Annotated in this window: 22 protein-coding genes; 10 read left to right on the top strand and 12 right to left on the bottom strand. The window is 64.4% G+C overall.

Annotated features, from left to right (window positions below):
* The first annotated feature begins 108 nt into the window (after positions 1-108).
* Both AC1D2G_RS02635 and AC1D2G_RS02640 read left to right on the top strand, forming a co-directional pair.
* Complete coding sequence (locus AC1D2G_RS02635) at positions 109-1257, top strand: amidohydrolase (RefSeq protein ID WP_477411808.1); 1149 nt, start codon at positions 109-111, stop codon at positions 1255-1257.
* Positions 1258-1441: 184 nt separating this feature from the next.
* A complete protein-coding gene (locus AC1D2G_RS02640) occupies positions 1442-1915 on the top strand; it encodes a VOC family protein (RefSeq protein ID WP_477412423.1) in 474 nt (157 codons plus the stop codon).
* Positions 1916-1927: 12 nt separating this feature from the next.
* On the opposite strand, the gene AC1D2G_RS02645 is transcribed toward AC1D2G_RS02640, so the two are convergent.
* The 4 genes from AC1D2G_RS02645 to AC1D2G_RS02660 form a co-directional block, all read right to left on the bottom strand.
* Entirely contained in the window at positions 1928-2854 is a 927-nt protein-coding gene (locus AC1D2G_RS02645; RefSeq protein WP_477411810.1) for a DMT family transporter, read from the bottom strand.
* A 108-nt stretch (positions 2855-2962) separates the two neighbouring features.
* Positions 2963-3562 (bottom strand): DNA-3-methyladenine glycosylase, encoded by a 600-nt coding sequence (locus AC1D2G_RS02650; protein WP_477411812.1) that lies wholly within the window; start codon positions 3560-3562, stop codon positions 2963-2965.
* 18 nt (positions 3563-3580) lie between these two features.
* Complete coding sequence (locus AC1D2G_RS02655; protein WP_477411814.1) at positions 3581-3961, bottom strand: nuclear transport factor 2 family protein; 381 nt, start codon at positions 3959-3961, stop codon at positions 3581-3583.
* Between the two features lie 92 nt (positions 3962-4053).
* Complete coding sequence (locus AC1D2G_RS02660; protein ID WP_477411816.1) at positions 4054-4908, bottom strand: SMP-30/gluconolactonase/LRE family protein; 855 nt, start codon at positions 4906-4908, stop codon at positions 4054-4056.
* 113 nt (positions 4909-5021) lie between these two features.
* On the opposite strand from AC1D2G_RS02660, the gene AC1D2G_RS02665 reads away from it, so the two are divergent.
* Both AC1D2G_RS02665 and AC1D2G_RS02670 read left to right on the top strand, forming a co-directional pair.
* Positions 5022-5822, top strand: a complete 801-nt coding sequence (locus AC1D2G_RS02665) for a helix-turn-helix domain-containing protein (protein WP_477411818.1) — start codon at positions 5022-5024, stop codon at positions 5820-5822.
* 353 nt (positions 5823-6175) lie between these two features.
* Positions 6176-7546 (top strand): adenylate/guanylate cyclase domain-containing protein, encoded by a 1371-nt coding sequence (locus AC1D2G_RS02670; RefSeq protein WP_477411820.1) that lies wholly within the window; start codon positions 6176-6178, stop codon positions 7544-7546.
* Positions 7547-7617: 71 nt separating this feature from the next.
* Here AC1D2G_RS02670 and AC1D2G_RS02675 read toward each other — a convergent pair whose 3' ends face one another.
* The 3 genes from AC1D2G_RS02675 to AC1D2G_RS02685 form a co-directional block, all read right to left on the bottom strand.
* Positions 7618-8445, bottom strand: a complete 828-nt coding sequence (locus AC1D2G_RS02675) for a C40 family peptidase (RefSeq protein WP_095083829.1) — start codon at positions 8443-8445, stop codon at positions 7618-7620.
* A 104-nt stretch (positions 8446-8549) separates the two neighbouring features.
* Positions 8550-9491 (bottom strand): CHAD domain-containing protein, encoded by a 942-nt coding sequence (locus AC1D2G_RS02680; RefSeq protein WP_477411822.1) that lies wholly within the window; start codon positions 9489-9491, stop codon positions 8550-8552.
* On the bottom strand, positions 9488-9961 hold the full coding sequence (locus tag AC1D2G_RS02685) for a CYTH domain-containing protein (RefSeq protein ID WP_477411824.1): 474 nt from the start codon (positions 9959-9961) through the stop codon (positions 9488-9490). The genes AC1D2G_RS02680 and AC1D2G_RS02685 overlap by 4 nt, the downstream gene beginning before the upstream one ends.
* Before the next feature lie 103 nt (positions 9962-10064).
* Between AC1D2G_RS02685 and AC1D2G_RS02690 the strand changes: the two genes are divergently transcribed.
* From AC1D2G_RS02690 to AC1D2G_RS02705, 4 genes are read left to right on the top strand one after another with little or no spacing between them, the layout of a single operon-like run.
* Positions 10065-10757, top strand: coding sequence for a CerR family C-terminal domain-containing protein (locus AC1D2G_RS02690; protein WP_477411826.1), 693 nt, complete (start codon positions 10065-10067; stop codon positions 10755-10757).
* A 13-nt stretch (positions 10758-10770) separates the two neighbouring features.
* Positions 10771-11724, top strand: a complete 954-nt coding sequence (locus AC1D2G_RS02695) for an HlyD family secretion protein (protein WP_457151753.1) — start codon at positions 10771-10773, stop codon at positions 11722-11724.
* Positions 11721-12641 carry an ABC transporter ATP-binding protein gene (locus AC1D2G_RS02700; RefSeq protein ID WP_477305600.1) on the top strand — a complete coding sequence of 307 codons (921 nt, stop codon included), beginning with the start codon at positions 11721-11723 and terminating at the stop codon, positions 12639-12641. The genes AC1D2G_RS02695 and AC1D2G_RS02700 overlap by 4 nt, the downstream gene beginning before the upstream one ends.
* Positions 12638-13774, top strand: a complete 1137-nt coding sequence (locus tag AC1D2G_RS02705; RefSeq protein ID WP_477305602.1) for an ABC transporter permease — start codon at positions 12638-12640, stop codon at positions 13772-13774. Before AC1D2G_RS02700 ends, AC1D2G_RS02705 begins: the two co-directional genes overlap by 4 nt.
* A gap of 248 nt (positions 13775-14022) precedes the next feature.
* On the opposite strand, the gene AC1D2G_RS02710 is transcribed toward AC1D2G_RS02705, so the two are convergent.
* Both AC1D2G_RS02710 and AC1D2G_RS02715 read right to left on the bottom strand, forming a co-directional pair.
* The gene (locus AC1D2G_RS02710) at positions 14023-15000 is read right to left on the bottom strand and encodes a threonine/serine dehydratase (protein ID WP_477411828.1); all 978 of its coding nucleotides are present in this window, start codon (positions 14998-15000) and stop codon (positions 14023-14025) included.
* A 128-nt stretch (positions 15001-15128) separates the two neighbouring features.
* On the bottom strand, positions 15129-15452 hold the full coding sequence (locus AC1D2G_RS02715; protein WP_477411830.1) for a hypothetical protein: 324 nt from the start codon (positions 15450-15452) through the stop codon (positions 15129-15131).
* A 174-nt stretch (positions 15453-15626) separates the two neighbouring features.
* Between AC1D2G_RS02715 and mbfA the strand changes: the two genes are divergently transcribed.
* On the top strand, positions 15627-16610 hold the full coding sequence (gene mbfA / locus AC1D2G_RS02720; RefSeq protein WP_477411832.1) for an iron exporter MbfA: 984 nt from the start codon (positions 15627-15629) through the stop codon (positions 16608-16610).
* 166 nt (positions 16611-16776) lie between these two features.
* Here the strand turns inward: mbfA and AC1D2G_RS02725 are convergent, their stop codons facing one another.
* The 3 genes from AC1D2G_RS02725 to AC1D2G_RS02735 form a co-directional block, all read right to left on the bottom strand.
* Positions 16777-17121, bottom strand: coding sequence for an antibiotic biosynthesis monooxygenase family protein (locus AC1D2G_RS02725; protein WP_477411834.1), 345 nt, complete (start codon positions 17119-17121; stop codon positions 16777-16779).
* Entirely contained in the window at positions 17118-17450 is a 333-nt protein-coding gene (locus AC1D2G_RS02730; RefSeq protein ID WP_095083814.1) for an NIPSNAP family protein, read from the bottom strand. Before AC1D2G_RS02730 ends, AC1D2G_RS02725 begins: the two co-directional genes overlap by 4 nt.
* 97 nt (positions 17451-17547) lie before the next feature.
* On the bottom strand, positions 17548-17757 hold the full coding sequence (locus AC1D2G_RS02735; RefSeq protein WP_477305610.1) for a DUF1127 domain-containing protein: 210 nt from the start codon (positions 17755-17757) through the stop codon (positions 17548-17550).
* A 68-nt stretch (positions 17758-17825) separates the two neighbouring features.
* Here AC1D2G_RS02735 and AC1D2G_RS02740 point away from each other — a divergent pair, with 68 nt between their 5' ends.
* Positions 17826-18500, top strand: a complete 675-nt coding sequence (locus tag AC1D2G_RS02740; protein WP_477411836.1) for an ArsR/SmtB family transcription factor — start codon at positions 17826-17828, stop codon at positions 18498-18500.
* The last annotated feature ends 164 nt before the right edge of the window (positions 18501-18664 follow it).

The following is an 18664-nucleotide window of genomic DNA, read 5'->3' on the forward strand; positions in this document are numbered from 1 at the left end:
CATTCCGGAACTCGCTCTGGCACAACCCGCTCCGGATTGACCGCCTTTTGTCCCTTGGCGGAAGTTTCGTTGCGTGTGTTATGCAGAACGCAAGCGGAGGCCGACAACGTGACCCTGACCAATCGAGACATCGTCGAGCTCACGGGATGGCGGCGCCAGCTGCACCAGCGCCCGGAAATCTCGAATGAGGAGGAGAGGACGGCCAAAGAGGTCGTCGACTTCCTCGCCGATACGGGACCGGACCAGGTGCTGACCGGCTTGGGCGGGCACGGCGTGGCGGTGGTCTACGAAAGCGGCGAGGCGGGACCGACGCTGTTGTTCCGCTCGGAACTCGATGCGCTGCCGATCCACGAACTTTCGGGCGCGCCTCATGCATCGCTCGTTCCGGGCAAGTCGCATATGTGCGGCCATGACGGACACACCGCGATCCTGGCGGCGCTTGGTCGTCAGCTGGGGCGCGAGAGGCCGGCCCGCGGCCGTGTCGTGCTGATGTTCCAACCGGCGGAAGAAACCGGCAACGGCGCGGCCGGCGTCGTCGCCGATCCGCGCTTCGGCGCGATCGCGCCGGATTTCGCGTTCTCATTGCACAATCTGCCGGGCGTGCCACTCGGCGAGGTTCGGCTCAAGACGGGGGTAGTGAACTGTGCCTCGCGCGGCATGCGCATCGTCCTGGAGGGCAAGACCGCGCATTCGTCGATGCCAGAGACCGGCATCTCGCCCATGATGGCAATCAGCCAATTGATGCCGGCCCTGCCTGCGCTGGGCAGTGGAACCTTTGCCGACGACGACTTCAGCATGGTCACCGTCACCCATGCCGAGATGGGCGAAGCCGTGTTCGGCATTGCGCCCGGCCAGGCCGAGATCTGGGCGACGCTGCGCACCCGGCGCGACGATCGCATGGCAAATTTGTGCGCCGCCGCGGAAGCCCTGGTCACGCGCATCGCCGCCGGGCATCGTTTGTCGCCCCGGTGCGAGTATCACGAGGTGTTCGTGGCCAGCGTCAACGCACCGGAGGCGGTGGAGCATCTGCGGCGAGCGCTCGACGAGGAGGGCGTCCCGCACGGCGAAGAAAACCTGCCGATGCGCGCCTCGGAGGATTTCGGCGTGTTCGGCCACAAGGCGGCATCGGCGATGTTCTTCCTTGGAGCGGGCGAACGGCACCCGGCGCTGCACAATCCCGACTATGATTTTCCGGACGACCTGATCCCGATCGGGTCGAAGGTGTTCATGCGGACGCTGCGCAACCTCCTTGGCTAACGCTGGCCACGGTCGACCCGAATGCAAAACCCGGCTCACAGGAACATCGTTTCGTAGGCGGAACATCCGATGGCATGAGCGCATTTCTGTATTCGCACCCGTCGAGGCCGACTGTGAATCGCCGCCGGGGTGCGTGGGAAACCGGGCCGCAACGGCTTCAAAGGGAAAGGGACAAGCAATGGCAATTGCCAAGAACACGATCTGCCTGTGGTACGACAAGGATGCGGAGGCTGCAGCCTGCTTCTACGCCGAGACTTTTCCCGACAGCTCGGTGAGTGCCGTCCATCGTGCGCCCAGCGACTATCCGTCCGGCAAGGCGGGCGATGTGCTGACTGTCGAATTCACGGTCGTCGGCATCCCCTGCCTCGGCCTGAATGGCGGGCCGGCGTTCAAGCACAACGAAGCCTTCTCGTTCCAGATCGCCACCGACGATCAGCAAGAGACCGACCGCTACTGGAACGCCATCGTCGGCAATGGCGGCCAGGAAAGCGCATGCGGCTGGTGCAAGGACAGATGGGGTGTCTCCTGGCAGGTCACGCCGCGCGTGCTGACCGAGGCGATGGCTGCCGGCGGCGATGAAGCAAAGCGCGCCTTTGATGCGATGATGGACATGAAGAAAATCGACGTCGCCGCGATCGAGGCCGCGCGGCGCGGCTGACGACAGGCACCGTCAGACTGTCGCCTCGATCGGCTCGGCCAGCTTCGGGTTTGCGCGCGCCGCGATCAGGCATCCGGCGACGATCAGGCATGCTCCTGTCAGCGTGGTCCAGGTCGCCGCCTCGTCGAAGAAGAACCAGCCAAGCGCGATGGCCCAGATGAAGGCCGAGTATTCCGTCGGGATCAGATATTGCGCCTCGGCGCGGGCGTAGGACCAGCTCATCAGGAATTGCCCGGCAAGCGACAGCACTGTCACGCCGGCCAGGGGAAGCCAAAGATTGGTCGGCAGTGCCACCGCGAGCCACGGCGCGGCGAGGCCGAGGAGAATGGCGACGCAAAGGTTCTGGAACAACATGATCTCGACTGGCTTGGCCAACTGCGCCTGTTGCCGTGCCAGGATCAGATTGTAGCCGTAGAACACCGTCGATACGAGCACCGCCGCCGTGCCCAGCATGGCATCGTGCGAATAGCTTTCCCGCCCGAACTGGCCGGCCATTATGATCGCGACGCCGGCGATGCCGGCCAGCGATGCCCATATCGTCTGCCGTCGGATTCGCTCGCCCAGCAACAAGGCGGCGAGGAAGAGGGCGAACAGGGGCGCGATGAAGCTGAGCCCGATCGCCTCCGCCAGCGGCAGCCTGGCCAGACCCCAAAAGAAGCATATCAGGACGATGCCGACGACAGCGGCACGCAGCGCATGCAGCCGCAGCACCGCAAGGGTTGGCTTTGAGCGCGCCCCTGCAGACCAGGCTGCACCGGCGACGACAGTCGCGACCATGCTGCGCCACAGCACGGTGTTGTAGACGCCGACGGCGATAACCAGCGTCTTCATCGCCGCGTCCATCCCCGACAGCAGGAAGATCGCGAACGCGCAGACCAGCACCGGGGTCATCGGGGAAACGGCGCCGGCCAGGCTGGATGTCTTGACGGCTTCACTCATGTGCAGCCGGATATCCCGGAGCGAACGGCAGCACCAGATGGCAGCCCCGTCGATATGGCGGTCCAATCCCGACCGGCTTTGTGTCCGTCGAGACAGGGGGCTGTCCCCCTATTCGTTGAGCGATCTCGGCCCGCTGACGAACGGGCTCCCCCTGACATAAAATCGCAGCAGGCGGCTCGCGTCCCGCGAAATGCCGATCCTGGTGCTCTGCCCGATTTCGCCGGGCTCGTCGTCCTCACCATGTCCGAGCCATAGCGGGCCTTTCCGGCAAAGATCGAGCCCGTCGAGCGAACGATCGATCCGCAACGCCGTGGCGAGCCTTCCCGGTCCTCGCGCCAGGTCGCGCAAGCGCTCGATGCCGCGATTGAGCCGCATGATGGCGATGCCTTCGAGCGGCTCGAGCGCCCGGATCAGGACGCCGGTTCCGATCCCAGGCACGTCGCTCGAGACGTTCAGCATGTATGAGATGCCGTAGGCGACATAGACATAGGCGTGGCCGGGCTCGAGAAACAGCGAGCGGTTGCGCGGGGTTATTCCCCGATAGCCATGCCCGGCGGCATCGCCGACGACATAGGCCTCGGTCTCGACAATGCGGCCGCTGGCGACGCCTTCCGGCAATTCTCGCACCACCACCTTGCCAATGAGATAGCGGGCGAGAGCGGCCGTATCGTTCGGCAGTTCGGAGCGGGCGAGTGGACGAATGACCATCCCTATGGCGGCCTAGTTTTAGGGGATCCGCTCGACCCATTGCGCGCGCGAAGGCCCTGGCTCGAACGGATCGCCGAAATACTGCGTCTCGCGGGCCACCTTGCCATCGAGGAACTCCATGATGCTCACCGTGTAGGACGGCCGCCCGTCATAGGCCAGGACATATTCAGTGACCCAGAGGTCGCCCGCCCCGGTGATCCGCCGCACCGTGAAGCGCTTCCGGTTCGGCTGCGCGGCGCGGGACGATTGAATGTTCTGCCGCCCGCGGATGCGCTCGCCTGATTGCGGATAGTCGAGCACCGCATCCTCCCGATAAATATCGTGCTCGGCCTCGAAATCGCTCGCATCGGAGGCGGCCCAATGGCGATCCAGAGCCGCGCGAATCTCCCCGTCTTCCATATCAACCTCCTTCGCCGCTTACGCCGGGCCAGCGTACCATACGCCAGCCTGGAAGTCGGGACGAGCCGGCTAACAATACTGGAAGACAACCCTCAGTCGAGTGTCAGCGCGGCAACTTCGCCCTCATTCATCAGCGGCACGAAAATGGTCGACTTGCCGTCGGTGCCGATGTCGGCGCTGCCGGGCTTGAAATGCGCCACCACTTCCGGCGCGGCGCCGGCACGGTAGCGGTAGAGCGTGCCGGTCATGTAGGCGGTGGCGTAGATGGTGTCGCCGATGGCGATGACGCCGTCGAGATCGGCGAATTTCTGCGCGCCGGGCAAGGGCGAAACCGCCTTGCTGGCGAGATCGACCGACAGCAGCCCGCCCGGCTCCGCCGTGCTGAAATCGGGCTTGATGCCCTTGCCCCAGGAGGCGACGATCAGCCGGTTGCCGTCGGCGAAGACGCCGTTAGGCGAAGCCAGCGCCGCATCCCTGACGAACAGCTCCGGCCGGTCGCCGTCGATGCGGTAGATGGCGTCGGCCAGCATGTCGGTCACATAGACCTTGCCGGATTGGTCCGATGTCATGTCGTTGAGGAAAACCGCATTCGGCACCGCTATGCTCGAAACAAGTTTGCCGCTGGCGAGATCGACGACGCGGACCTTCGTGATGTCGGCGACATAGAGCTTGCCGCCCGATATCGCCATGCCCTTGGGTGCGTCCATGCCGTCGGTCCAGTGCTGGGTGACCGTCTTGCCGTCGCTGGACAGCACCGAGAGATAGCCGTTGCCGTCGGCATCGCCGGGATTGCCGACGATGTTGGAGACGATGATGCGGTTGTTGGCGGCGTCGAACAGCGCCGATTCCGGCTGTTCAAGGCCCGTCGCGCGCCAGAGCTCGCCAGCCTGGGCGGCGGGCGCCGCTACGATGCCGATGACTGCGAAAAGGGGGATGAAGCGATTCATGGGTGCTCTCCTGTGATGACGGGGAAGAGCTACGGTTTTCGATACTTTCTGAAAAGGCCGATTACCGCTAGTATCGTAAATCGATACGAAACTGCCGGCAAGAGGTGCATCCGATGAACGGTTTGATCTTCGAGGCGCTGAAGCGGACGCTGAAGGCCAAAGGCGTCACCTATCGCCAGCTTGCCGAACGCATGGGCGTTTCCGAGCCGACGGTGAAGCGCATCTTCCACGAGCGCAACTGCAAGCTCGACCGGCTGATGGAGATCTGCACGGCTGCCGGCGTCGAACTGGAAAACGTGCTCGGCTCGATGAACCGCGGGCCAGGGCCGGTCAACCACATCGCGCCGGACATCGAGCGCAAGCTCGCCGRCCGGCCGGCGCTGCTGTTCATCTTCGTCATGCTGTCGGAGAAGTTCACCCCCGAAGGCATCATGCGCTCGCAAGGCCTGAGCGAGGCCTCGATGTTCCTCTATCTGCGCGATCTGGAGGAGCTCGGCCTGGTCACGCTCGGCCGGGGTCTCACGGCAAGATTGCTGGTCGAGACGCCGATCCAGTGGAATTTCGAAGGGCCGCTGAGGCCGCTGTTCGAGATGACCAACAAGAATTTCATCGGCTGGGCCATCACCCATATCGACAACGAAGCGACCTTCGTCAGCTTCTCCAGGCGGATGCGGCCGGAGACGGCGGAGATGGTGCGGCGCGAGGCGGAGGAGCTCGCCGGGCGTGTCAAATTGCTTGCCCACCACGACCAGCACACCACGCCGGAGGATGGATTGGTCGGCTACAAATGGACGTTCGCGTTTGGTGCAACACCGTTTCCGGCGATCATGCCGATTGGGCCGCATCCGCGCGATGCCGGAGCGTTCGATCGGCCCGCCGCCCCTGCAAAGGGACGCCGCCCGTTACCGGCCTGACACGGCCAATCATCCCGAGCAGGATAGGGCGCGTTGGGATAGAACAGATCCGGCACCGACACGGTATAGCCCCCTGCAGCCAAGCGTTCCGCCATGCCGCCCAGCGCCGGCCGAACGCATCCATGCAGAGAATAACGCCGGGCGCTGCGGTTTTTTGGTGACCTGAACAGGGAGGTTCCGCCTGTCCTGCTTCGGTTTTTACCATGATCTTTTTTCCGGATATTATTGCTCTCTGCAACCGCGTTTCAGAATGAAATCACATTCATGATAGAGTTCGCGCACTGATTTGTCAGACTGTAGAGGGCGGGTTTGCCGAATGCGTGGCACGTCCCCCGTGAAATCGAAGTGATCCTATGCCGACCGCGCCAACACTTGAACTTCGCCGCTATTCGCGCCTGAAAAATTTGCGGGCGCGCGCAGAACGCCAGGGTGCTGCATTGCAGTTCTGGGCGCGTACGGCATCGCTCGCTGTGATCGCCTGCTTCTTTTCATTGATCAGCCGCTGGGATGCTTCGCTGCTCTTCGTGCTGACGGGCCTCGTGCTGTTCCAGCTCATCGGCCTGATCCAGTTTCTCTTTGCGCGCCGTCGCACGGCGCGATGGTGGATCGGTTACCTCGTCGGTACGCTTGACATCATTCTGTTGACCGTTCTGCTGGTAACGCCCAACCCGTTTTCCCTRGAGGTCGCGCCGGCCGCGATGCAACTGCGCGAGGGCAGCTTCAAATTCCTGCTGATTTTCGTATGCCTTGGCGCGCTGACCCTTTCGACACGATTGGCGCTCTATCTTGGCGCGCTCGCGGCCTTGACATGGGCGATCGGGGTGGAATGGGTGATTTATCATCCGGGAACCGTCATTCCGGCGACGAACCTCTATTCGCTGCCGATGACAGAGCGACTGAACCTTTATCTCAACCCCAATTTCGTCGATACATTTGCGCAGGCGACCAACGTGTTGGTTGTGCTGATTATCGGCGCGATCATGGCGCTGGTCGTCTTTCGTTCCCGACATCTGTCGGAAGACTATGTGAAGGCAGAGCGCGCCCGCGCCAATCTCGCCCGGCATTTTTCGCCCAATGTCGTCGACCAGCTCGCCACCGATGACGAGCCCTTCGGCCCGGTCCGCCGGCAGGATATCGCGGTGCTGTTCGCCGACATCGTCGGCTTCACACACTATTCCGAGGATCATCCGGCCGAAGCAGTGTTCGAACTTCTGCGTCAGTTCCACCGTCGCATGGAACAGGTCGTTTTCGACCACCATGGCACCGTCGATAACTATATCGGCGATTGCATCATGGCGACATTCGGGGTTCCGCAAGCCAGCCATGACGACGCGACTCGGGCCATCCAGTGCGCTGAAGCGATGGTCGCCGCTCTCGAAGACTGGAATGTACAGCGGGTGTCCAGGGGATACCCGCCGCTGGACGTTCGGATCGGTGCACAATATGGCGCAGTTGTCATCGGGGCGGTCGGCAGCGAGCGCAATCTGTCCTTCGCGGTGGTTGGCGACACCGTCAACGTCGCCAGCCGTTTGCAATCACTATGCCGTGAGCTCCAGGCGAATATTTGCTTTGGGTCACGACTGATTGACGCCGCGAAGGCGGAATCGCCCACGACACAGTTGAATGCGCGCGATCATGGACCGGTGAGCATCCGGGGCCGGGACGAACCGGTCCATGTCTGGATCGAACATAGAGCCGAAAACCAGGGTGCGGTTTCGGCGTGATGTAGGCCGCCATGTGAAACGCCTGCACCCCGGCTGGATGGCGGTAGGCCGCGCCATAAGGGGCATGTCCATCACGTGTCTGAGGCGATTGCCCCAGCCTTTGCGGCTGCGGCGTCTGAGCTTGCCTTGTCGTCCCACGTCACCGCCCGGTAGTCGAAACCATATTCCAGCGTCGGCTTGACGATGCGGAAATAGGGCGACAGGTCGAAATCGCGCGGCGTGTACAGCGAGTGGTGGCGGATATGCAGGATTTCCCTGCGTGAATAGTTGGACTGCGCCGACGCGCGGCCGGGCGCGCGGGTGATTTCGGGCAGGATCGGATAGCGGATCTGGCCGTAGGCCTCGGCGATCAGCGAGGAACAGATGGCCCGTGTCGGGTCGCCGGAGCCGAATGCCAGCATGCGGCGGCGCCAGCGCACCGGCACCGGCGGCGCCGGCAGGAAATAACGCAGCATGTCGAGGATGTTCTTGAGATCGTATTTCAGGCCGAGCTTACCGATCATGAAGGCGACGACCCTGTCGCGGTCCTCCGGCGCCAGGCCGCTCGCCCGGCAGATGCGGGTGTTGTAGGTGCGATAGCGCGACAGCGGCACGGCAACGCAGCCTTCGCCCATCGAGACCTCGATCAGCCGCGGCCGCTCCGTTCCGTCTTGCGGCTCGGGCAACGCATCGCCGACATAAAGGGCCGCGTGCGACCAGGTCGACTGGGTCAGGTACTTGATCACCGCCGAGATCTTCTGATTGCCCTCGATCAACAGGATGTCGCCGGGCTCCAGCGCACGGCGCAGCGTCTCGGCATCGGACGGGGTGTAGGGTTCGTAGCCGGAAGACTCTTCCTGCAGCGCGCCGGCGAGCCGGCGGCCAAGTCGATCCAGAAGCGTGTCTCTGAGCTCGGTCATGCCAAATGCCGATTAGCACGGGCAGGCGCTGGGTGCCAGCGGGAGGGTGGTTGCGCCGACGTCAGCTCACCCTCCACAAGGGGAGAAGGGAGAGGACAGCTCCGTCAGCCGGCGGTTGCGATCAGATCGTCCTGGGCTGCCTCGGCCAGATCGCCGCGCGCCTTGCGGGCCAGTTTGCGTGTCGAGCGTTTGGGACTGTCGCCGAACAGCTCGGCCGCCTCGGCCAGACAGGCCTTCTTCAGCTGCTTTTCCGACCGCTTCAGAAGCTTGCCCAGGAGCCTGGTGTCTTCGGGCGGTCCGAGCGGACGGTCATCGGCCTCGAGCAGGTCGCGCATAACGAACAGGTCATGCAGGTCGCCCAGCCGCTCACCCAGTGCGTCGACCGCCTTGCGCCTGGCCTTGATCGGCGTCGGCCACAGCCTGCCGAGCAGCGACAGATGCATGCCGTGCGTCTTGGCCGCCTTGCGCAGATCGTGGAAATCATTGGCCGCACCGCGCGATCCGGCCCTGTCGAGCGCTTTCCTGGCCCGGCGCAAGGTGGCGCGGGCGCCTTCGGCAAGCACGTCGGCGGCCTGTTCCGGCTGATCGGGCAGAGCGAGGGTTTCGATCCGGTGCAGGCCTTCCTCGCAAGCGGCGGTCGCAGCAGCGATTGCCGCGTCGAGCCCGGCGCCTTCGTGCAATTCATGCTGCCGGGCAATCAGCCTGTCGCGCACCGCAGCCAGCCCGTCGTCGGCGCTCTCCTTGGGAAAGCTTGCCGCCAGCCGGTCGACGGTCTCGATCAGCGCCGTCGCCTCGCGCGGCCCGGCAAGCAGACCCGCTACGTTGCGGTAGCATTGGTTCTCGGTCTCGCAGAATGTTCCGTCACCGGAACGAACAAGCCTCAGCAACGCGCGCGCGCTCTTCAGCCGCTTGCGGCATTTGTGCAGCCCCTGTTCCGGCCGGCTGCGCGCGGCGTCAAGATGGGCCATTGCCTTGCCGATTTCCTCGGCAAGGATACGCCTGACCTCGCCGGTCAGCGGCAGGCGCGGATCGATGCGAAAACTCATGCGGCGATCTCCGGAATCCCCCCGAGGGCGAGCGACGCGTTGTAAAATTCAGACTCGCCAGTGACCTCGCGGCCGAGCCAGTCAGGCAGCATTTCGTCAGGCACGTCCTCCGGCGTCTCAAGTTCGGCGACCACAAGTCCCGCAAGCGGACCGCCAAAGACATCCACCTCATAGAGATGGCCGCGATGCCTAACATGGTGGCGTGTCTTCTCGATGACACGTCCAAGCGCGAAGGCCAGCATCTCCTTGGCCTCCGCCAGCGGGATCGGATATTCGAATTCGTCGCGCACGCGCGCCCTGCTGCCGAATTTGAGTGTCAGCTTGGCGGAAGTGTCGTCGCTGATGCGGATGCGCAGGGTTCGACCGGGGGTCGCGGCAAGATAGAACTGGCGAATGCGGATCTCCGCCTCGACCAGATCCCGCCATGCTGTGCCGGAGACCAGGAATTTGCGTTCGACTTCCTTGCCCATGGCCGCGCACTAAAGCGTTAACAGCCGGCCGTGGCAAGATGGTCGCGTACACTAGTTTAACTCATCGATTGACTTTAATCAATCGATTGATTAAATGGTGCTTATGACCAAGTTGCCCGACACCGGAAGCCCCCGCCGCGAGACGTCGCCCGCCGAGATGACGCGCGCGGCTCTCGTCCAGGCGGCCCTGAAACTGTTTGGACGGCAGGGTTTCGACGGCACCTCGACGCGCCAGATCGCGGCCGAGGCAGAGGCCAATATCGGCTCGATCGCCTATCACTTCGGCGGCAAGGAGGGCCTTCGCGCCGCAGCCGCCGACTTCATCGTCGAGACCATCCAGACGGTTGCCGGCCCGGCGCTCGGAAATGTGCAGACACCCACACCGGGACTGGCCAATCCGGAGGCGGCGCAAGCGCTGCTCTTCGCGGCGCTGGAGCGGATGGTCGGCTTTGTCGTTGCCAGCCCGCAGGCCGGCGAGATCGTGCAGTTCGTGCTGCGCGAGCTTTCGCATCCGACGGCAGCGCTCGACCGCATCTATGACGGCGTGTTCGAGCCGACGCACCGCCGGCTGTGCCAGCTCTGGGAGCAGGCGACGGGAGAGCCGGCCGAAAGCGAGGCCACGAGGCTCACCGTGTTCACGCTGATTGGCCAGGTTATCTATTTCCGCATCGGCCGCGAGGCGGTGATGCGCCGCATGGGCTGGAACGACATTGGCGCTGCCGAGGCAGCCAAGGTGGTGGCGGTCACATCGGGCAATCTCAAGGCCATATTGGCTGCCCGCAAGGGCCAGGGATGAAGGGGCAAAGACCATGAGCTTTCTGTGTTCGCTGCCACTCGCCGCGCAGCTTTTCAGCGCCTGCGCGCCGGCAGCGCCGCTGGCCGTCGGCTATGTCGAGGGCGACTATGTGCTGCTGGCGCCGATCGAGGTGGCGCAGGTCGAGACCGTCACCGTCAAGCGCGGCGATCGTGTCACACCCGGCACGACCGTGGTGACGCTGGAAAGCGCCGATGCCAAGATCGCGGTCGCGCAGGCCGAGGCCGGCCTGGCCCAGGCCCAGGCGCAATTGGCCGACCTGCAGATCGGCAAGCGCCCGGAAGAGATCGCGGTGCTCAGGGCCGAGGTCGACATGGCCAGCGCGCAGGCCGCCGACGCCAAGCGCAAATACGACCGCGCCGCCGATCTGTTCAAGCGCGGCGCCGGCACGCAGGCCGATTTCGACACCGCTTCGGCGACACTGGAGACAGCCAACGCGCAGGTCGGCCAGGCCAATGCCAATCTCGCTGTCGGCGGCCTGCCGGCGCGCCCGGAAACGATCAAGGCCGCCGACAACCAGGTCAAGCAGGCGCAGGCAACCCTGGAGCAGGCGCGGTGGCGGCTGTCGAAGCGGGTGCTGGCGTCGCCGTCGCCGGGCCGCGTCAACGATGTCATCCGCAATCCGGGCGACACCGCCGGCCCGACCTCACCGGTCATTTCGATCCTGCCCGACGGCGCCGTAAAGCTCAGCGTCTACATCCCGGAAGCTGCCTTCTCCTCGGTCAAGGTCGGCACCTTGCTCGGCGTCCATTGCGACGGCTGCGGCCCGGACGTGAAGGCGCGGGTCAGCTACGTCTCGCCGGATCCCGAATTTACCCCGCCGGTGATCTATTCGTTGGAGAACCGGCAGAAGCTGGTCTATCTGGTCGAGGCGCGGCCGGAGGGCGACGCCGGCCCGCTGCAGCCGGGCCAGATCGTCGATGTCGATCTCGCGGATGGCGGAAAATGAACGCCATCGACGTCCATGGTCTGGTCAAGCGGTTTGGCGACAAGACCGTCGTCGACCATGTGACGATGACCGTCGCCGAAGGCGAGATCGTCGGCTTTCTCGGGCCCAATGGTTCGGGCAAGACCACCACCATCCGCATCATGTGCGGCCTGCTGACGCCCGACGAGGGCGAAGGCACGGTGCTCGGCTTCAACATCCGCACCGACAGCCTGCGCATCAAGCGCGAAGTCGGCTACATGACGCAGAAATTCTCGTTCTACGAGGATCTGACGATCGGCGAGAATCTCGAATTCGTCGCGCGGCTTTACCGGTTGAAGCCGGTCGAGGAGCATGTGGCGCGTACGCTGGAGGAACTCGGCCTGACGACGCGCCGCAACCAGTTGGCTGGCACCTTGTCGGGCGGATGGAAGCAGCGGCTGGCGCTGGCCGCCTGCATCATGCACAAGCCGAAGCTGCTGTTGCTCGACGAGCCGACGGCCGGCGTCGATCCAAAGGCGCGACGCGAGTTCTGGGACGAGATCCATCGCCTCGCCAGCGGCGGGCTCACTGTGCTGGTCTCCACCCACTATATGGACGAGGCCGAGCGCTGCCACCGCATCAGCTACATTTCCTACGGGAAGATGCTGGCCACCGGCACCGTCGCCGAGGTGGTGAAAAATGCCGGGCTGACCACTTTCGTCCTGCAGGGCCCGCGGCTCGACCAGGTGGCGGAAGCGCTTCAGGGCCGGCCCGGCGTCGACCAGGTGGCGCCGTTCGGTGCCACGCTGCATGTCGTCGGTTCCGACAGGAAGAAGCTGGAAGCCGCGCTCGCAGATGTAGAGAAGGAGCATAAGGGCGTGAAGGTGGCGCCGGGCGAAACCAGCCTCGAGGACGTCTTTATCCAGTTCATGTCCGGCTCGAGGGACAACATGGCATGAACAGTGTCTTTTCCTTCGCCCGCCTTGGCGCGCTGCTGATCAAGGAGTTCATCCAGATGCGGCGCGACCGCATCACCTTCGCCATGATGCTCGGCGTGCCACTGATGCAGCTCGTGTTGTTCGGCTATGCCATAAACAACGACCCGAAGAGCCTGCCGGCCGCGCTGGTTGCGACCAGCAGCGACCCCTACACCCGCGCCATGGTCTCGGCGCTTCAGACCACCGGCTACTATCGTTTCGACCATGTCTCGCAAAGTGCGGCCGACGCGGAATTCCTGATGTCGCGCGGCGATGTCGCCTTCGTCGTCACCATCCCCGCCGATTTTGCCCGGCGGGTCGAGCGCGGCGACAGCCCGCAGATCCTGATCGAGGCCGACGCCACCGATCCGGCCGTCGCCAGCGGCGCCATCTCGACGCTCGGCACGGTGGCCAGCCAGGCCCTGCTCAGGGCGCGCGGCATGCAGGAGGCGGCCGCCGAGGCAGCCCTTGGCCAGCTCGAAGTGGTGGTGCACCGGCGCTACAACCCGGAAGGCATTTCGCAATACAACATCGTGCCCGGCCTGCTCGGCGTCATCCTGCAGATGACGATGGTGATGATGACCTCGATCGCGCTGACCCGCGAGACCGAGCGCGGCACCATGGAGAACCTGCTGGCGATGCCGTCCAGCCCGCTCGAGATCATGATGGGCAAGGTGCTGCCCTATCTGGCGGTCGGCGGCGTGCAGGTGGTGGTGGTGCTGGCGGCGGCCAAGCTGTTGTTCGGCATCCCCTTCACCGGGTCGATGTCGCTGCTCCTGACTGCCGTGCTGATCTTCGTGCTGGCGCTAGTGCTGCTCGGCTACACGATCTCGACCATCGCGCGCACGCAGATGCAGGCGCTGCAGCTCACCTTCTTCTTCTTCCTGCCGTCGATCATGCTGTCCGGCTTCATGTTCCCCTATCGCGGCATGCCGACCTGGGCGCAGGCGTTCGGCGAGATCCTGCCGCTGACGCACTTCCTGCGCATCATCCGTGCGGTGATGCTGAAGGGTGCAGAACTGCCGGCGGTGGCGACGGAGATCGGCTGGCTGGTGGTGTTCGTGGCGTTGTTTGCCGGCGTCGCGCTGGTCCGGTTCAGGCGGACGCTGGATTAGGGTCAGGCCGCTACTGCCCGGAGACTTTTGAGGTCGGCGGGACAGCACCCCCCTCTGGCCTGCCGGCCATCTCCCCCGCAAGGGGGGACATTGGCAGTTTCAGCGCTGCGCTTGCTCCTGCGATGGCGGCGATTGGCGAAAGCAGAGATAACGCCCAATCTCCCCCCTTGTGGGGGAGATGCCCGGTAGGGCAGAGGGGGGTGGGAAGGATCGCTGCGGCTGTCACCCTGCGCGGCCGCGTTCTTCGCCTACGCCGCCGCCATGATCTCGGCATAAGTCCCGAAATCGACGTTGCCGCCGGACAGCACCACGGCGACGCATTTGCCGGAGAGCTCGATCTCGCCCGATGACAGTGCCGCCAGCGCGACGCAGCCGCCGGGTTCCACCACCAGCTTGAGGTAGGCCATGGCGTCGCGCATCGCCTGTGCCGTCGCCTTGTCGGAGACGGCGATGGCCCCGGCTAGGTTTCTGCGGTTGATCTCGAAGGTGATCACGCCGGGCTCGGCGGTCAGGATCGCATCGCAGATCGAATTGTGGCCCGGCTCGTTCGAAACCCTGGTGCCGGCGGCCAGCGAACGGCGGGTGTCGTCGAAATGCTCGGGCTCCACCGCCCAGACCGAAGTGCTGGGCGAGGCGTCCTTGACGGCGACGGAAATGCCGCTCGACAGGCCACCGCCGCCGCAAGGGATGACCACGGCGTCGAGGCTGACGCCAAGCGCTTTCGCCTGGCGCATCAATTCGAGGCCGATCGTGCCCTGGCCGGCGATGATGGCCGGGTCGTCGAAGGGCGGCACCAGCACCATGCCTTTCTCGACGTAAGGGCCCACCACGGTCATGCGGTCGTCGCGAAAGCGGTCGAACGGCACCACCTCCGCCCCCATCTTGCGGACATTGCCGACCTTCATCGCTGGCGCGTCGGCCGGCATGGCGACGACCGCCTTGACGCCGAACATCGCCGCCGATGCCGCGACGCCCTGCGCGTGGTTGCCCGACGAGAAGGCGACCACGCCACGGCTGCGCTCCTCTTCACTGAGTGAAGAGAGCTTGTTGTAGGCGCCGCGGAACTTGAACGAGCCGGTGCGCTGCAGCGTCTCCGGCTTGAACAGGATGCGGGCGCCGAAGCGCCGGTTCAGCTCCTGCGATTCGATCAACGGCGTTTCTACGATCAGGCCGGCAAGCCGGGCTGCGGCGCGGTGGATGTCTTCTATGCCGGGAGGGGTGGTCATGGCGGATCCTGCGAAAAGATGGTCCGACCATGGTGCACGGAAACGGCCGCGCGACACCAACGAAAAAATGTGACGGTTACAAGGTTGGGGAGTCTTGCCGGCGTTTGTGCCTTGCGACCAACCGCCACTTATCCTAACAACGCCCGTTGCCGCCTGGTGCCCCCCAGCTTGCGCCAGCTGTTGAAGCGGTGGGTGGCGGCGGCGAAGGAGATTTTCATCTGCTGGGCGACCGAATAGCGCGACTTGCCTTCGTCGAACATGCGGTAGCAGCACTCGACGCCCTCTTCGGTCAACTTGCCGTCCGGGGCCTTGTTGTGCGGGTTGGCGGGGTCGAATTTCTCGACCTGCTGCTCGACCAGGCCTTTCAGGCGCTGCAGATCGGCCTCGATGCTGGCGATGAGATCGAGAACGGGCCTGGGGTCATAGTGTTGCGGGGGCTGCTTTGCCGTCATCTGCGGAATCCTTTTCCTTGGCTTAGTGCCAAATATAGGTGGACATTCGCTGATAATGAAGGGGTGCGGCTCGCGTGCGGGCTTCAACAATTGTTGACCGCGACCCAGGCGCGCATTGACCTGGGACATATCAAACCATAGTTTAGAACCATTCTAAACTAGGGTGAATTCCTCATGCTTTCCCGTGTTTTCGGTTTCGGCCGCCGTCCCTTCGAATCGCTCTCCGAACAGGAGATCCTGGCACTGGCCATTTCGTCCGAAGAAGATGACGGGCGCATCTACCGGGCCTACGCCGACGGGCTGGCCGACAGCTTCCCGCAATCGGCAAAGGTGTTCGAGGAAATGGCCGAGGAAGAGGATGGCCATCGCGACTCGCTGATCGAGCTTTTCCGCAAGCGTTTCGGCGATCGCATTCCGCTGATCCGGCGCGAACATGTAAAAGGCTACTTCGAACGCAAGCCTGACTGGCTGGTGAGACCGCTCGGCATCGAGCATGTGCGCAGCCAGGCCGAGGCGATGGAGCGGCGCGCCTATCTGTTCTACGTCGAGGCGGCCAAGCGCACCACCGATGCTTCCACCCGGAAACTGCTCGACGATTTGGCGGTGGCCGAGCAGGGCCACGAAACGCTGGCGCAGCGTCTGGAACAGAAGCACGTGCCGGGCGAAGTCAAGGTCGAAGAGGCCGTTGCCGAACAGCGCCAGTTCATCCTCACCTATGTGCAGCCGGGGCTGGCCGGGCTGATGGACGGGTCGGTGTCGACGCTGGCGCCGATCTTCGCCGCGGCTTTCGCCACGCATGATACCTGGCAGACGCTCCTTGTCGGCCTCGCCGCCTCGATCGGCGCCGGCATTTCGATGGGCTTCACCGAGGTCGCATCTGACGATGGCAAGCTGTCGGGCCGCGGCTCGCCGATCAAGCGCGGCCTCACTGTCGGCATCATGACGACGCTCGGCGGGCTCGGCCACGCGCTGCCCTATCTCATCCCGCAATTCTGGACGGCGACGGCGGTCGCCGCGGTGGTGGTGTTCTTCGAATTGTGGGCGATCGCCTTCGTCCAGAACCGCTACATGCAGACGCCCTTCCTGCGTGCCGCCTTCCAGGTGGTGCTAGGCGGCGCGCTGGTGTTCGCGGCCGGCGTGCTGATCGGGAATGCTTAGTTTCTTCCCTTCCCCCCTTTGTGGGGAAGGTGGATCGGCGCGTAGCGCCGAGACGGATGAGGGGTGCTGGACGGAATGAGGCGTTGGTGTTCCCTGGAACACCCCTCATCCGTCATCTGCGGCGACACCTTCTCCCACAAGGGGAGAAGGAAGGACCGCTAAACCCTCATCCATTCACTGCGCGGCTATCCGCCGGCGCCTCTGCCCTTTCCGTCAGCCCGTAGTCACGCACGACATGAGCGATGCGCAGACGGTAGCCGGCAAAGATACCCCCACGGCCGGCCCTCTGTGCCTGCCGGTGCTCCTCGGTGTTGCGCCAGGCCTTGACCGCCTCCTCGTCGCGCCAGAACGATAAGGACAGGATTCGGTTCGGGTCGGAGAGACTCTGGAAGCGCTCGATCGAGACAAACCCGTCGATGCCGTCGAGCAGAGGGCGCAGGTCGGCAGCGATGCGGAGATAGGCATCGCGCCTGCCCGCCGCTGGTTCGACCTCGAAGATGACGGCGATCACGGCAGCACCAGTTTCGCGTGTGGGCCGGAAGCCAGTTTCAGGAACATGCGATCCTCCCTCTGGATGAACTTTTCACGGCGGGCGAACTCGTAGTTTGCCTTGCCGGCAGGGTCGGCGGCAAGCCGGGCGCGGTAGGCCTCGTAGGCCGCCAGGCTGTCGATGTTGTAGGCCGCGTAGGCCGTCGTCGCCGAGCCCTCATGTGGCGCGAAATAGCCGATCAGGTCGGCGCCGCAGCGCGGAATGACCTGGCCCCAGTTGCGGGCATATTCCTCGAAGGCCGCCTTGCCGAACGGGTCGATTTCATAGCGGATGAAGCAGGTGATGGTCATGGTGGTCTCCTTGGCGGGTTGATGTCTTCTTGCGGCGACATTTCGAGCGGGGTCGAAGCATCCCCTGGGTCGATGTGCTAGGCAATTCCCTTGCGGGTCATGCCTGCCAGAAGGATTTCGCGCATTCACGGCGCACGTCTTCCGGCGTCAGGCCGAGGTCGCGCAGCAAATGATCGTCGATCTCGGCGAGGTCGAGGCGCTGCACATGGCGGTCATGCCACCGGGCCAGCAGCCGCAAACGGAACCAGGTGACGAACGAGAACGATCGGCGGCTGGGGAGCGGTGCGGAAGTGGAAGCGGTTGTCATCGTCGTCTCCTTGATCTGGCCGGAGAATAATGCTTATCTGACAAGAATGCTTCGATGAGGAACGAACTATGCGTGAAGGACCTGACATCGCCCGCATCGCCAGCCTGGTCGGCGATCCGGCGCGGGCAAACATGCTCAACGCGCTGATGGGCGGCACGGCCTTGACGGCGAGCGAACTGGCGCTCGAGGCAGGCGTGTCGCTGCCGACGGCGAGCTCGCATCTGTCCAAGCTGATGGAGGGCGGGCTGCTGACGTTGGCGAGCCAGGGAAGGCACCGCTATTACGGCCTAGCCGGACCGCAGGTGGCGGGCATGATCGAGGCCATCACCGGTGTCGCCGAAGCCGTTGGCCCAAAGCGCGTGCGGCCGGGCCCGCGTGACGGCGCCATGCGCGTGGCACGCGTCTGTTACGACCACCTCGCCGGCGAGCAGGCGGTGGCGATGCTCGATCGTTTTGTCGAGAAGGAAATCCTGCTGCGCGACGACAAGGAGATCAGGCTCGGGCCGTCGGCGGCACCGCATTTCGCAGCCATCGGCATCGATGTTGATGCCAAGCCGCGCCGGCCGGTCTGCCGCGCCTGCCTCGACTGGAGCGTGCGCCGTTCGCACCTCGCCGGCACGTTGGGTGCCGCTATCCTCGACAAGATCCTCGTCGAAAAATGGGCGCGCCGCGAGAATGACAGCCGCGCGGTCATTTTCTCACCGCCGGGCAAGCAGGCTTTCGAGAGGGTGTTTTTGGGCTGAGATGCCGGGGCTGGTTTCCGGCCTCGATTCGCTGGCGCGAAGCACCCCCCTCTGTCCTGCCGGACATCTCCCCCGCAAGGAGGGAGATCAGCAGTTCCACGGCTATCGCCTTTCCTCGACGTTGGCGATTGGTGCTGGCGATTGGCGAAAACCGGCGTGACATC

The sequence above is a fragment of the Mesorhizobium sp. P2_C7 genome, from assembly GCF_056404515.1.